This window comes from Lutibacter flavus (assembly GCF_900188355.1).
GTDB classification, from domain to species: Bacteria; Bacteroidota; Bacteroidia; order Flavobacteriales; family Flavobacteriaceae; genus Lutibacter; species Lutibacter flavus.
Window position 1 is genome coordinate 128,938 of the sequence record NZ_FZNX01000005.1, and the last position, 15,141, is coordinate 144,078.

General features: G+C 28.6%; 14 protein-coding genes. 8 read left to right on the forward strand and 6 right to left on the reverse strand.

Going from position 1 to position 15,141, the window contains the following annotated elements; genetic code table 11:
* Window positions 1–6: 6 nt before the first annotated feature.
* From CHB63_RS13805 to CHB63_RS13815, 3 genes are all read left to right on the forward strand, one after another.
* Window positions 7–2,013 carry a DUF3857 domain-containing protein gene (locus CHB63_RS13805; protein WP_089379077.1) on the forward strand — a complete coding sequence of 669 codons (2,007 nt, stop codon included), beginning with the start codon at window positions 7–9 and terminating at the stop codon, window positions 2,011–2,013.
* 90 nt (window positions 2,014–2,103) lie between these two features.
* Entirely contained in the window at window positions 2,104–2,733 is a 630-nt protein-coding gene (locus CHB63_RS13810) for a YceI family protein (RefSeq protein WP_089379078.1), read from the forward strand.
* A gap of 103 nt (window positions 2,734–2,836) precedes the next feature.
* On the forward strand, window positions 2,837–3,433 hold the full coding sequence (locus CHB63_RS13815; RefSeq protein WP_089379079.1) for a YceI family protein: 597 nt from the start codon (window positions 2,837–2,839) through the stop codon (window positions 3,431–3,433).
* Window positions 3,434–3,487: 54 nt separating this feature from the next.
* Here the strand turns inward: CHB63_RS13815 and CHB63_RS13820 are convergent, their stop codons facing one another.
* On the reverse strand, window positions 3,488–3,952 hold the full coding sequence (locus CHB63_RS13820) for an Lrp/AsnC family transcriptional regulator (RefSeq protein ID WP_176420380.1): 465 nt from the start codon (window positions 3,950–3,952) through the stop codon (window positions 3,488–3,490).
* 156 nt (window positions 3,953–4,108) lie between these two features.
* Here CHB63_RS13820 and CHB63_RS13825 point away from each other — a divergent pair, with 156 nt between their 5' ends.
* Complete coding sequence (locus tag CHB63_RS13825; RefSeq protein ID WP_089379080.1) at window positions 4,109–5,308, forward strand: aminotransferase class I/II-fold pyridoxal phosphate-dependent enzyme; 1,200 nt, start codon at window positions 4,109–4,111, stop codon at window positions 5,306–5,308.
* Window positions 5,309–5,414: 106 nt separating this feature from the next.
* A complete protein-coding gene (gene nhaC, locus CHB63_RS13830; protein WP_089379081.1) occupies window positions 5,415–6,881 on the forward strand; it encodes a Na+/H+ antiporter NhaC in 1,467 nt (488 codons plus the stop codon).
* On the opposite strand, the gene CHB63_RS13835 is transcribed toward nhaC, so the two are convergent.
* Window positions 6,874–9,330 (reverse strand): putative porin, encoded by a 2,457-nt coding sequence (locus tag CHB63_RS13835; RefSeq protein WP_089379082.1) that lies wholly within the window; start codon window positions 9,328–9,330, stop codon window positions 6,874–6,876. The two genes, nhaC and CHB63_RS13835, sit on opposite strands and share 8 nt — an antisense overlap.
* 98 nt (window positions 9,331–9,428) lie before the next feature.
* Between CHB63_RS13835 and CHB63_RS13840 the strand changes: the two genes are divergently transcribed.
* Entirely contained in the window at window positions 9,429–10,031 is a 603-nt protein-coding gene (locus CHB63_RS13840) for a ribonuclease HII (protein WP_089379083.1), read from the forward strand.
* Between the two features lie 56 nt (window positions 10,032–10,087).
* Window positions 10,088–11,140, forward strand: coding sequence for a nucleoid-associated protein (locus CHB63_RS13845; RefSeq protein ID WP_089379084.1), 1,053 nt, complete (start codon window positions 10,088–10,090; stop codon window positions 11,138–11,140).
* Window positions 11,141–11,308: 168 nt separating this feature from the next.
* Here CHB63_RS13845 and lipB read toward each other — a convergent pair whose 3' ends face one another.
* Together lipB and CHB63_RS13855 are read right to left on the reverse strand one after the other, a co-directional pair.
* Window positions 11,309–12,001 (reverse strand): lipoyl(octanoyl) transferase LipB, encoded by a 693-nt coding sequence (gene lipB / locus CHB63_RS13850; RefSeq protein WP_089379085.1) that lies wholly within the window; start codon window positions 11,999–12,001, stop codon window positions 11,309–11,311.
* A complete protein-coding gene (locus CHB63_RS13855) occupies window positions 12,001–12,159 on the reverse strand; it encodes a YqaE/Pmp3 family membrane protein (protein ID WP_089379086.1) in 159 nt (52 codons plus the stop codon). Before CHB63_RS13855 ends, lipB begins: the two co-directional genes overlap by 1 nt.
* Window positions 12,160–12,248: 89 nt before the next feature.
* On the opposite strand from CHB63_RS13855, the gene gldA reads away from it, so the two are divergent.
* Window positions 12,249–13,142 carry a gliding motility-associated ABC transporter ATP-binding subunit GldA gene (gldA, locus tag CHB63_RS13860; protein WP_089379087.1) on the forward strand — a complete coding sequence of 298 codons (894 nt, stop codon included), beginning with the start codon at window positions 12,249–12,251 and terminating at the stop codon, window positions 13,140–13,142.
* Here the strand turns inward: gldA and CHB63_RS13865 are convergent.
* Both CHB63_RS13865 and CHB63_RS13870 read right to left on the reverse strand, forming a co-directional pair.
* Window positions 13,135–13,878: a head GIN domain-containing protein gene (locus CHB63_RS13865; protein WP_245856995.1), complete on the reverse strand. Its 744-nt coding sequence runs from the start codon at window positions 13,876–13,878 to the stop codon at window positions 13,135–13,137. The genes gldA and CHB63_RS13865 overlap by 8 nt on opposite strands.
* 119 nt (window positions 13,879–13,997) lie before the next feature.
* Window positions 13,998–15,098, reverse strand: a complete 1,101-nt coding sequence (locus CHB63_RS13870; RefSeq protein ID WP_089379088.1) for an acyloxyacyl hydrolase — start codon at window positions 15,096–15,098, stop codon at window positions 13,998–14,000.
* Window positions 15,099–15,141: the final 43 nt, after the last annotated feature.

The window sequence follows — 15,141 nt, forward strand, 5'->3', positions numbered from 1 at the left end:
TTTGCTATGAAAAATATTTTAATCACAATTGTTATTCTGTTTACTATAAATATTTGTAACGCACAGGATTATAAATTTGGTAAAGTTTCCAAAGAAGAATTGGAAGAGAAGTTTTATCCACTGGATTCTTCTGCAAATACAGCCATTTTATATAGAAACAGAAGAACTTATTATTCATATAGTGATGGTTGGGTTTTGAATACAAAAGTTCATGAGCGTATTAAAATATATAACAAACAAGGTTATGACTGGGCAACAAAGAAAATTAAACTATATGCAGATAGTGATGAAGAAAAGGTAAGTATAAAAGCAGTCACTTATAATTTAGAAAATAATAAAATAGAAAAAACTAAACTTAAAAATTCAGAGTTTTTTTTTGAAAATATTAACAAATATTGGAGTCATAAAAAATTCACAATGCCAAATTTAAAAGAGGGTTGTGTTATTGAGTGGGAATACACAATTAGATCACCATTTATTTGGCGTATTGATGATATGGTTTTTCAGGATAAAATACCAATAAAAAATTTAGTTTCTGAAGTTGAAATACCTGAGTTTTTCGTTTTTAAAAATCAAACTAAAGGTCATTTTCCAATAAATATTAATAAAAGCACGAAGCATTCTTCAATTACAATAAATAGCAAAGAAAGAAGTGGTGGGGGGAGAATGGGAGTTACTAAAACTACTTTCAGTCAAAGTAAAATTGATTTTATCTCTAATACAACAAAGTGTATTGTAAATGATGTTCCTGCAATAATTGAAGAACCTTATACAAATAACATTGAGAATTATATAACTTCATTGAAATTTGAAATATCTGCATATAGACCTAAAAATGGAGTTCCAAAAATATATAATACAAGTTGGGAAGATGTAACAAAAACTATTAACAATAGTGATAATTTTGGCAGTCAATTGGATAAGAAATCTTATTTTAAAGAAGATTTATTAGCAGCAACAAGTTTAGATTCAACTTTAACAGAGAAAATTGGTCGAGTTTTTCAATTTGTTAAAAGTAAAATTAAATGGAACAAATATAATAGTAAATATACTCAAGATGGTGTACGAAAAGCTTATAAAGATGGAGTAGGTAATGTTGCGGAAATAAATTTATCTTTAGTAGCAATGCTTCGAGAAGTTGGGGTTGAAGCAAATCCTATTTTAGTAAGTACAAGAGATCATGGAATTCCTCTTTTTCCAACTTCAGATGGATTTAATTATGTAATTGCAGGTATTGAAACTGAGAATAGTGTTATACTTTTAGATGCTACAGAACAATATAGTACTCCAAATGTTTTGCCATTACGAGCATTAAATTGGCAGGGAAGGTTAATTAGAGAGAATGGTAGTTCAACTTGGGTTGATTTAATGCCAAGCAAGCCTGCAGAATTAATGTCCCTTTTATCCGTATCTATAAATGAAGAAGGTTTAATTGAGGGCGCTGAACAAACAAAATACACAAATTTAAAAGCATTAAATTATAGAAATACTTATTTAAAAATTGAAGATGAAGAAGAAGTGCTAACTAAGTTAGAAGAGGAAAAATTAGGTATAGAAATTTTTGATTATAAAATAAATAATAAAATTGAAATTGGTAAGCCCATAATAGAAGTACTTAAATTTTCATCAGAGGAATTAACTGAAGTTGTGGGAAATAAAATGTATTTAAATCCTTTGCTATTTAACTCAACAACAGAAAATCCTTTTAAATTAGAGAAAAGGGAATTTCCTATTGATTTTGGATCGCCATTGTTATATAATTACAGAGTTAGTATAAGAATACCTGAAGGTTATTCGGTAGAATCCTTGCCTGAAAAATTAGCTATTGGTTTACCAGATAATTATGGAGTGTATAAATTTGGCACTTCAATTAATGGAAATATGATTAGCGTTTATTCTAGTTTACAAATTAAGAAGGCAATTTACCCAGCTAAGTATTATGCTGAAATAAAAGGATTTTATAAAATGATTGTAGAAAAAAATGTAGAACAAATAGTTTTAAATAAAATATAGAAAAGTACAGAATTTAAGGGCGAAACATAATTGAATAAGATTAAACTATTATTTTGTATAATTGCTATTAAATTATAAACTACTATAAAAATGAAAAAATTAAGTGTTATTGCATTAGTATTTAGTGTACTATTTATTTCTTGTAAAGAGAAAGCAAAAGAAGAAAAAGTTGAAGTAGTAACTGAGAAAGCTCAAGTTATAGCTGATGCAAGTTATAGTGTAAATTCTGAATCTTCAACTTTAAATTGGAAAGGTTTTAAGCCTACAGGAACTCATAATGGTACTGTTGCTATTAAAGAGGGAGTATTAAAAGTTAAAGATGGGAAATTAACAGGCGGAAAAGTTGTATTTGATATGAATACAATTACAGTGTTGGACATTCCAGCAGATGATGAGTATAATGCCAAATTAGTTGCGCATTTAAAAAGTGGAGACTTTTTTGATGTTGAAAATAATTCAACTTCAACATTTGAAATAACTGAGATAGAAGGAGAAACATTAAAAGGAAATTTAACTATAAAAGCAATTACTAAGCCAATTCAATTTCCTGTAACAATTACAAATACGGATTCCGGTATTAAACTTTCAGGGACTACTTTTAAAATTGATAGAACTGAGTTTGATATTAAATTTAAATCTCAAAAGTTTTTCAACGATTTGAAAGATAAATTTATTAATGATGAATTTGAAATTTCATTTGATTTAAGTGCTACTAAATAAACATCTTTATTTGTTAATGATTTATTAAATCGTTTGTAAAAATTGTAAGTATTTGTATTAAAAGTGTACTATTGTAAATACTAACAATTAATTATTATTTAAAATGAAAAAATCAGGAATACTTATTTTGGCAATTGCATTGATAACAATGTCTTTTACAAACCCAATAAAATTTGGAAAAAATTCTTTAAATGTTGATGTTTCAAGTTCAACAATAACTTGGAAAGGATACAAGCCAACAGGTTCTCATAACGGTACAATTATGTTGCAAACAGGTACTTTAGAAATGGATGGTGAAAATTTAGTTGGAGGTTCTTTTACAGTAGAGATGTCTTCAATTAAAGATGCAGATGGTAGCGCTAAATTAGAAGGTCATTTAAAATCAGCTGACTTTTTTGATGTTGTTACGTTTACAACATCTACATTTAAAATTACTGATGTTGCTGAAAATGGAGAAGAGGAAGAAGGGCTTGTAATTGTTACTGGAGATATGACAATTAAAGGAATTACAAAAGAAATATCTTTTTCTGCTGAGGTTTCTCAAACTGAAGATTCAGTTGTATTTGAGAGTGAAAATTTTCAAATTAATAGAGCTGATTTTAATGTAAAATATATGTCAAAATCATTTTTTGACAATTTAAAAGATAAATTTGTAAATGATGAATTTGATTTGCAAGTTAAACTCGTAGCAAAAAAATAATAGTTAAAATCAAGATTGAATTGTAAAGTCCAAATTGAAAAATTTGGACTTTTTTTATGTCAAATTATAAATAGTTTCTTCCTTGGTAGAACTCATTACAAAAGTACTTTGAACATTTCCAACAGAATCTAAAACTGATAATTTATTTTTTAAAAAGTACTGGTAGCTATTCATATCTTTAACAATAACTTTCAGCAAATAATCATAATTTCCTGCCACGTGAAAGCACTGAAAAATTTCATCCATATTATTAACTGCTTTTTCAAATTTGGTTATCAATTCTTTGGAGTGAACCAATAAAGTAACCTGACAAAAAACCTCTAGGGTAAAACCAATTTTTTCCTTATTTAAAACAGCAATATACTTTTCAATAATACCAGATTTTTCTAACCTTTTTATGCGTTCATAAGTTGGTGTTTGGGTTAAGCCAATTTTTAAAGCAATCTCCTTAATGTTTGCCTTGGAATTCTTTTGAAGAATAGTTAATATTTTTTTATCTGTTAAATCTATTGCTATCATTATTAGAAAATTTCTCTAAAAATATATAAATTATTTTATTTTAATAGAAGTTAAATCTATTATTATACTAATAAGTAGTAAATAAATCTAAATTTATTAATTAATTCAGTTTATTAAATGGATGTTTAGTAATTTTATAAGATAAATTATTTTATTATGAGCAATAAACCAGCAAACAACATTCAAGATTTACAATATTTTGGCGAATTTGGAGGTGTAAATCCTTCAATATCAGATTCTGCAACCTATACATTTTTACATGCAAAAACAATGCTAGATACTTTTGAAGGTCATGCAGAAGGTTGCTATTTATATTCACGTCATACAAGTCCAAGTAATTTATATTTAAGTGAAGCTTTGGCTGCAATGGAATTTACTGAAACGGCTAATGTAGCTGCATCAGGAATGGGAGCAATAACTTCGGTTTTCATGCAAGTTTGTGGGGCTGAAGATCATATTGTATCAAGTAGAACTATTTATGGAGGGAGTTATGCTTTCTTAAAAAACTTTGCTCCAAAGTTTAATATAACTGCTTCTTTTGTAGATATCACTTCTTTAAAAGCAGTGGAAGATGCAATAACGCCAAAAACAAAAATGATTTATTGTGAGGCAATTAGCAATCCATTGTTAGAAATCGCTAATATTGCAGAATTGTCTAAAATTGCAAAAAAACACAATGTATTATTAGTGGTAGATAATACATTTTCACCACTTTTAATTTCACCACAAAAATTAGGTGCGGATATAACTATACATAGTTTAACTAAATTTATTAATGGAACTAATGATACGGTTGGAGGTGTTGTATGTGGAACTCAAGAATTTATTGATAGCTTAAGAAATGTGAATGATGGAGCCGCAATGTTATTAGGTCCAGTGATGGATAGTTTAAGAGCAGCGAGTATTTTAAAAAATCTTAGAACACTTCATATTAGAATGAAAAAGCACAGTGAAAATGCGTTGTATCTAGCTGAAAATTTTGAAGATGATGGATTAAAAGTAGTATATCCTGGTCTAAAAAGCCATAGTGATCATCAACTTTTTAAAGCTATGTATAATCAGGAATATGGGTTTGGAGGAATTTTAACAATTGATGTTGGTACCCTTGAAAAAGCAAATGAGCTAATGGAGTTAATGCAAAATGAAAATTTGGGTTACTTAGCAGTTAGTTTAGGTTTTTATAAAACCTTGTTTAGCGCACCAGGCACAAGTACTTCTTCTGAAATACCTGAAGAGGAACAAGCAGAAATGGGTCTTTCAGATGGGATTATTCGATTTTCAATAGGATTAGACAATGATATTGAACGAACTTATAGAGCAATGAGAAAGTGTATGAAGCAAGTAGGAGTATTGTAAATTAGCGTTCATTTTTTATACTTAGCCCCAATCAATTAGTTGATTGGGGCTTTTTAGTTGTAAAAACTTTCAAATTTGCGTATTATTACAATCCTAAAATTAGAGAATGCAAGAAAAAAATAACTTATCACAAATAGAAATCGAAAATCAAAAAATAATTGATAATATAGAGTTAAATATTTGGGAGGCGTTAATTCCTGTTATTATTCTAATGTTTATGCTGGCATATAACATTTTTTATGCCGGTGGTGAGTTACTTGGGGAATATTCTAATCAGTTTATATTATTATTGGGAGGATTGGTTGCCGCAACTGTAGGCTTTTTTAACAAAGTAAACATTAAAACAATGGTTGCTGAAATTATTGAAAATTTAAAAAGTGTATTTGTTCCAATTATGATTTTGTTTTTAGTTGGAGCGCTTGCAGGATCCTGGTTGGTAAGTGGAATAATTCCAGCAATGGTTTATTATGGACTTCAAGTTTTAAATCCTTCAATATTTTTACCTGCTTCAGTTATTATTGCCGCAATTATTTCTATTGCAACAGGGAGTTCCTGGACAACTTCAGCAACCGTTGGTATTGCATTGGTTGGAATTGGTACAGCTCTCGGAATTCCTTCTGGAATGATAGCTGGTGCAGTAATCTCAGGGGCTTATTTTGGAGATAAAATGTCACCATTGAGTGATACTACTAATTTGGCTCCAGCAATGGCAGGAACCGACTTATTTACGCATATTAGGTATATGACTTTAACCACTGTTCCAACAATAATTATAACTTTAATTGTTTTTAGTATTATAAGTTTAAATATTGATACAACTGGAAATGCAAATGTTACCGGTTTATTAAATACAATTGATAGTACGTTTAACATTTCCCTTTATTTATTTATAGTTCCTTTGGCAGTTATTGTTTTAATTGTAACTAAAACAAAACCGTTAATCGCTTTGGGGGTTGGTGTGTTATTAGCCGCTGTTTTTGCGTTTATTTTTCAATCGGAAATATTAAGTACTCTTTCTTCATCAAATTTTAAAGCTATTATAAATTCAATTTTTATTGATACTGAGATTGTTACTGATAATGAAAAATTGAATGAACTTTTTAGTGCAGGAGGAATGAAAGGAATGTTATGGACCATATTTCTTATTATTTGTGCGATGGTATTTGGAGGAATAATGGATGCAATTGGGGCATTAGCTAGAATTACAAGTGCTTTGTTAAAAGTTGCTTCTTCTGTATTTGGATTATTTGCCAGCACTGTTATAAGTTGTTTAGGATTAAATACTATTGCATCTGATCAATATTTGGCAATTGTAATTCCAGGGAAAATGTTTAAAAAGGCTTTTGAAGATAAAGGTTTAGCGCCTGAAAATTTAAGTAGAAGTTTAGAAGATTCAGGTACTGTAACTTCAGTATTAATTCCTTGGAACACTTGTGGAGCCTATCAATCTACAGTATTAGGAGTTGGAGTGGGAGAGTATTTTATTTACGCAATATTTAATTGGTTAAGTCCTTTTATGACCCTGTTTTTTGCAGCCTTAAATATCAAAATAAAACAGTTATCTTCTAAATAAAGAAGTTCCAAACCAAACCAAATCGAACTGTTAAATCTCTATATGGGTAATTGGGTGCAGAATAATAGTTTCTCCCTGTAAAACTAGCCCCAAAATTTTCGACTTTAAAAAATATTCGAGTTCTTTGAACCTGCATATTAAAAAAGAAATCTAATATAGGGAAGTTACCAATTTCAGTATCGTTCTGTAAAACAAACTCGCTTAATAATGGATTGTATGCATTAGATTTAAATGCAGTAAAATATTTAAACGTAACTCCAGTTTGCAGATACAAAGGTTTTCCTTTGAATACATAATTTGAATAATACAGTGTATTTCTTGTTATAATTTGAGGTACACGAAAAAAGGATTCACCTTCTAATACATTTTGGTACATTACAGTATTATCTAATGTAAAATTTCTAAAAGTGAAATATTGATTTGCTTTTACTTTAACGTAGTTTAGTGTTTCTTTTGCTTGTTGCGGACGAGAAATGGTATCAAAATAAGTGAAATTATCAATTAAATTATAAGAAGCTTTTATGCTTCCCCACTTATTTAATGCAAACTCTACTCCAGCAGTTTTAATTTCTTCATTATCAAAATTATTTTGCCAATTGTAATCTTTGAATCCACTTTGAAATAAAATTTTGTTAAAATTAGGCGATTTTGAAGTGATTTCGCCATACCCTTTTAAACTATAAACACTGTCTTTTTTATAAGAAATTGAAGCTTTTAAAGAGTTACCCGCTAAGTCTCCAGAAACAATTGAAGTTGCATCTGCCTTTATGGCCAACTTTCCAATAGTGGCTTTCCAATCAGCACCAGCCGAAAGAGCATTTCCTTTTAATTTATCTGAAATGGTAAAAGAATCTAAATATAAAATACTGTTATAGTGGTAATTGTATTTATAATAATTGGCCTTAGCTCTTAAAGTTCCAATAAATGGAGTATTAACCTCTAAATAAAGTTGGTTGTCCATTTGTTGATAAGCTGTGTGATCCGTTACATTTGAATCATAAGTATCACCAAAAATAGCACTACCAGAACTGTTTTTAAATCGATAATGCTTTGTTTCGTACATAAATTTATGTCCGATTTTCAGTTCAAAATTATCCTTAATCCCTTTTATAGAATCAAGTGTTGAAATAGTGACTTTCACTGAGTCTTTTGAAGTATTTTTTTCTATGCTTTTGTCAATTGGAGGGCCTTTCTTCTTTTTTGGTCCTAAAATAGGACCTTTCTTAATACTTGCAATTGGAATAGAATCTGAAATCAATTTTGGTGCAATTATAGAATCCTTTTTTATTGATTTAATATTTACTGTATCTTTTTTAACCCTTGGTTTTTTAATTGAAGCGATTTCCTTTTGGGTTATTTTTGAAATAATTGAATCACTTACAATAATTGAATCGTTTTGTTTTGAAATTGAAATAGAATCTTTTTTTATTGATTTAGTATCTATTGAGTCTTTTTTAATTGAAGTGAATTTCTTTTCAGCTATTTGTGAGTTAATTGAATCACTTGCAATAATTGAGTCATTATATTTAGCTAATAAAATTGCGGCATTTATAGAGTCTAATTTAAACTGCTTAATAATATTTACTTTTTTAATATAGCCTTTTGTAAGTTTGTTTTTTTTAGAAAATAAGATAAGAGATTGATCTAAATAATAGCGTTTTCCTTCCAGCATATTTTCTGTGTCTGATAAATTCACATCTAAACGTCCTCTGTCTATGTAATTTGGATCATTACTTTCAAAATAACCTATTGATATTTCTGGTAATCCACCATTCTCATTATTAAATAAATCATATGAAGCAAAATGACCTTTGGCATAATAAACCTTGTTTTTAGAATGATAATTAAAAGTTGTTCTAAAATTACCATGACTGCTTAAAGATTCTCTGTATTTCCCTAACGATCTTAGGCCTTTATATGCTAATGAAAAATTAAATTGTTTAGAAGTATTCATTGTTAAAAATGCATCTAAAACCTGCCCTTGTTCTAAACCAGTTCTATACATTAATTCTGTTGTTGGAGTTGGCACATAATAGTATTTAACATCTTCAACCGAATAATAGTTATACTGCTTTGCATCCATTCCCATTAAAGGAAAAAGAGAATTATTTTCAAAATTATAATGCAATCTGTTAAAAGTTTGCCCCTGATTATGAAAAGGCAATAGACCAAAGTTATCTTTACGTAGATAATTAAATCTAAAATCTTTTTTTAAAGTTAATGTGGTGTCAACTATAGTAGTATCATTATCGGAGCTAATAATTTTAAAATCAGTATAGTTAGTTTTGGCACTTAGTTTAATTTTTACGCTTTTGTTAGAATCTGAGGACTGGTTTGTCATAGAGTTATTATTACCTCCTACTACTACTCCTCCTCCTTCTCGTTTTAATTGAGCGCTGGCATTTAAAAAATAAAACCCTAAAAATAAAACTAATAATACTTTTTTCATATAAAACTTTAAGTGGCAAAGGTAAAATATTTGAACGAAAATAATAATAGTAAATTGCAATGATAAGTTTTATTAATTTTGTTGTTCAAATATAACAAATGGGACTCAAAAAACATTTCTTAAAAAACCAACTGGAAGCCGGTACAGATGAAGCTGGTAGAGGTTGTTTAGCTGGTCCAGTTGTTGCGGCAGCAGTTATTCTTCCTAAGAATTTTGAGCATCCGTTATTAAACGATTCTAAACAATTAACTGAAAAACAAAGAGAACTGTTAAGACCATATATTGAAGAAAACGCTTTGGCATTTGGAGTAGCATTTGTGGATGAACTAAAAATAGATGAAATAAATATATTGCAATCTTCAATTTTAGCAATGCATAAATCTATTGGTAAGTTGGCAATTGTACCAGAACATATTATTGTTGATGGAAATAAATTTAAATCCTATAAAAGCATTCCTCATACTACAATTATAAAAGGAGATGCCAAATTTATGAGTATTGCTGCGGCATCGGTTTTAGCAAAAACATATAGAGATGAATTTATGCGAAAAATTGATTTAGAATTCCCAAATTATTGTTGGAAAAAGAACAAAGGATATCCAACAAAGCAACATAGAGATGCTATTAGAGAATTTGGAATTACTAATTATCACAGAAAATCTTTTCGATTGTTACCAGAACAGCTAAAATTAGATTTGTAATTTCTTAAAAATTGTCATTAAAATTTTACATTTGCGTTCGATAAAAAATGTAAAAAATGATTAAAAGAAATAGAGTTTCAATTTCAAAGTTTATAATTCATAAAGTAGGAAACAAATTTAATAGTGCTACTAATATTTTTTCAGAAAGTGCTATCACTTTTGATGAAGAAAGTTATGAACTAATGAAACCTTTTTTATTAAAGCCTTTTGGGAATGTAGCTGAAAGTTTTCGTTTTAACCATCATGCAAATATAGAGCTGAATGAAATAAATAATTATTCGACCGAAATATTTAATGACGAATCATCATTTATTGATATCTCTAAGCACATTGTAAATCATTTGTTCGAACAATCTAATTCTGCACAAATAAAAACAGGTGATGTTATTGTTGCCCTTTTTGAAGATGTTGAATATAAGGATGTTGTAACACAGGCACTTGGTATTTTTAAAATTGAAAACAAAATAAACTTTTTTCAAACTTTTATGGAAAAAGATGTGTTAGATGTTTTTGTACAACAAGGAATTAGTACTAAAAAATTAGATAAAGGTTGCTTAATTATCAATTCAACTGATGCCGAAGGTAGAGTGGTTTTAAGTGTTGATACCAATAATTATGATGCCCAATACTGGATTAAAAACTTTTTAAATGTAAAATATGCCGATGATAGTAATCAGCATACACAAAATTACATTGAAATGTGTAAAGATTTTTCTGAAGAGGTTATAAAAGAAGATTATGGAGTTCAGGAAAAAAGTAAGTTTTTAGCTAAAACAGTCGACTTTTTTAAAGAAAATGAAGATGTAAATATTCACGATTTTAAGGATGAAGTTTTTGAAGAAAATGAAGACTTTAAACCATTATTCGATAATTATAAAAAACAATTTGAAGAAATAAATGATGTGTTGGTTAGAAATCAATTTGCAATCTCAGACATTGTTTTAAAGAAACAAAAGCAAAAGATTAAAACTGAAATAAAATTGGATACCAATATTCAAATAAAGTTAGATATAGACGCTCCAGATGCAGCAAGTGAATTTTTGGAAAAAGGATATGATGAAGAAAAGAAAATGAAATACTATAAAGTCTATTTTAACGAGGAAGATTAGTTTTTGTCAAAAGTCAAAAGTCAAAAGTCAAAAGTTCTCTGTCATTGCGAAGTTTTTGATAAAAAAACTGCGGCAATCTGTTCATCAAGTATGAAATTGTAATATGACCATTAAAAAGGTCTTTTGCTAATATTATTATTATTCCAGTGAAGGCAGGAATGACACTATTTATACAAATTCAACTTCAAACAACTCTTTAAAGTGTTTTAAAATTTTAGTTTTTACTTCTTCTAAATCAACTTTTTTACCCAATTCTGCTTCTAAAGAAGTAACAGCTTTGCCTTTAATTCCGCAGGGAATAATATTGTCAAAATAACCTAAATTAGTATTGGTGTTTAGTGCAAAACCGTGCATTGTTACCCAACGGCTGGTTCTAACTCCCAAAGCACAAATTTTACGAGCAAAAGGTGTTCCAACATCTAACCAAACTCCAGTTTCTCCTTCACTTCGTTCCGATTTTATTCCGTATTCAGCTAATGTATTTATAATTATCTCTTCTAAAAAGCGTAAATATTTATGAATATCCGTAAAAAAATTATCCAAATCTAATATTGGGTATCCAACAATTTGCCCCGGTCCGTGATACGTAATATCTCCACCACGGTTTATTTTATAGAAAGTAGCACCTTTATTGGTAAGTTGCTCTTCATTTAAGAGCAAATTACTCATATCACCACTTTTCCCTAAAGTATAAACGTGAGGATGTTCAACAAACACAAAATAATTTGGTGTTTCTGTAGTTAAATTATTTCGTCTGTTATCAATTTTAATATTTATGGTGTCTTGAAAAAGCACTTCTTGATAATCCCAGGTTTCTTTATAATCTTTTAAGCCTAAATCAATTAATTTAACTTTCTGCATTAGTTTTTAGGATTGTTATTAATAATTAAAGCTGCTATTACTCCTGGTATCCAACCTAAACAAGTTAGAATAAATACAATTATAATAGATCCACAGCCTTTATCAATAACTGCTAACGGTGGAAAAATGATACAAAGTAATACTCTAAAACAACCCATAATTATATTTTTCAAAGTTCTTAAAATTATATGACGTTTACAACGTTATTTTGTAACAACTAATTGTAATTAAAATGTATTTTTGTTAAATGTCTATTGAAGTAAAAAATATAACGAAGTTTTATGGAGAACAAAAAGCGCTTGATGCCGTTAACTTTTCAATACATAAAGGTGAAATAGTTGGATTTTTAGGTCCAAATGGTGCGGGAAAATCTACAATGATGAAAATTATTACCGGATTTATAGCTGCTTCTGAAGGCGAGGTTTTAGTAAATAATTTTGATTTAAAATCACATAAATTAGAAGCTCAAAAGAATATTGGTTATTTGCCTGAGCACAACCCTCTGTATTTGGAAATGTATGTTAGAGAGTATTTGCTATTTAATGCAAGCATTCATAAGGTTTCAAAAGATAAGGTTGAAAATATAATTTCTAAAGTTGGATTAACGCCTGAAGCACATAAAAAAATCAATCAACTTTCAAAAGGTTATAGACAAAGAGTTGGCTTAGCAGCTGCTTTATTACACAATCCAGAAGTTTTAATTTTAGATGAACCAACTACAGGTTTAGATCCAAACCAATTATTAGAAATTAGAAATTTAATTAAAGAGATTGGGAAAGATAAAACTGTACTTTTTTCAACACATATCATGCAAGAAGTAGAGGCCATTTGTGATCGTGTAATTTTAATTAATAAGGGTAAAATAGTTGCAGATAAAAGTTTAAAAGAGCTTCAGAAAAATCAAGAACAAGTTATAGAAGTTGAATTCGATTTTAAAATTGAAAAGCAATTTGTTGAAACAATTCCGTATTTAAAATCGGCTAATAATATCCATGATACCAATTGGGAACTAGTTTTTAATACAACCGAAGATATGAGGTCAATCGTTTTTGATTTCGCGCAAGAAAATGGGTTAAAAACCTTAAAATTGAATTCAAAAAATAAAAATTTAGAAAGTTTATTTAGAGAGCTAACTACTTAAAAATTAATTCGCCTTTACTTTGCACATCAACTTCAACAATTGGAGGTGTGTTAAATGAAATTACATTTCCAACTGAATGAATGGAACCCTTTAAACTTTGGATTGGATTTATTAAAATATCATTAGAACTTACCTGACTAACTTTAACATTTTGAGCAATAAAATTTTCACCTTCAAAACGAGTATCTCCATCGGTAAAACTAATATTTAAATTTGTTGTAGTTCCATTTATAAAAAATGTAGAAATTCCATTGCTCCAAATAACAACATTTTCATTTTCAATAGTTAAATGCCAATCTCCAACCCCTAAAAACTTAGCTTTTTCACCTGTAGATCTTAAATATAACGAAGGGAAAGTTAGTATTCCGTTTGACGTTACATTAAGCTCCGAAGCATTTCTTATTTCAGTAATATTAGGGGAGGTAATATACACCTTGGTCAATCCGTAATCTCTAACAATATTACAAGTATTATGATTTTCTAAAATTATCTGATTATCTATTACTTGTATTTCAATATCAGGCATTAGATTTTTGCCAGTTTCAACAATCACTTTTTGAACAGGACCTTCACTAATAATGAGTTCAACTTTTTTCTGAACTAAAATTCTAGAAAAAATTGGAACATCAATTTCTTGTTGAATTATATCTCCAGCGGTCTGAAAACAATCCCCAGCATCTTCACTATTGCAACTAATTAAGCTAATCAAACAAATTAGGTAAACTATTTTTTTCATGTGTCTATTTTGTTTTAAACGTTCACATGTTGCCTTCCTGCCGCAGGCAGGTTCGCTATTAATCATTTTATTAGGTGATAAACTTTTTAACATGCTCGTTTCATATATAATTATTAAATCTAAAATCGATAACCTAAACCAAACTCTAACGCTTCCGCTCTAAAAAGATTAATTTTCATTGTAACTTCAGAAAATATATGTTCATTTAATTTATACTTTAAACCAAAACGTTCATAAACCCTACTAACGTATGGAAATGGGTAATAAATATTATAACCGATTTGAGAAATAAAAGAAAAGTTGTTTTGAATTAATTCGTGACCAATAAATATTCCAACTCTGGTAAAATCATTGTCATTATGATTTGTGCCTTTCTCAATATTGGTGTTTATAATATGATTTTTCAAAAAATCTGATTTAAAATAATCAGTCCCAAAAGTGAATTTTGAATAGTTGTTAAGAGTTTTACTTCCGTAAAATGTTACAGTATAAAATGGAAATAACCCACTATCAATAATCAAAGATTCATTATATCCACCTCTTAAAACTAAATTGAAATATAGTTTTTTATCTAGTTCTTTTATAGAATCTTCACCTTCAAAAGGTACCGTTTTTACTCGTTCAAATAAATAATTCACACCTAAATTTATATTCACTGTGTTAATTCCCAAATTAGGATTGTTTAAACTCATATTAGAAAAGTGAATTAAACTGATACCTGTATTTAAACTAATTCTTTCTTTTTTTAGTAATTGAAAAAATTGTAATTTCAAATATGCTGAAGCCAATAAATGAGAGCCAATAGCTTCATTTTTAGGATTTGTAATTGGGTCGTAAATTTTGTTTACATAGCCTAAACCAAAACCAGTAAAAAGCTTTAATTGATTTCTAGGTTTATTTCTTAAATTATAAATATAATGTCTGTATCCGGCATAAACTTCGCCTAAAATACTCGAGTTGAAATTTTGGTATAGGAATGAAAAACCTCTTTCTGGATAGTTGTAAAGTTTGTTGAAATTAGAGTTTCTAGTGCTAATATTATTAATACTTAATAAAACTCCATATGAGTTTCCTTCAATAGCTTCTTTTAGTTTTTTATCGTGTTCAATTGGACGTCCAAAAAAGAAATCTGTCTGAATATTATTGTATTTTACACTTTCAGATTGTGAAAAACCTGTAAATGTGATTAATATTAAAAAGACAAAAAAGTTAGTTTTCATGTGTCTAAGTTATTCTTTTTTATGGTCACATGCTGTTCGCTAT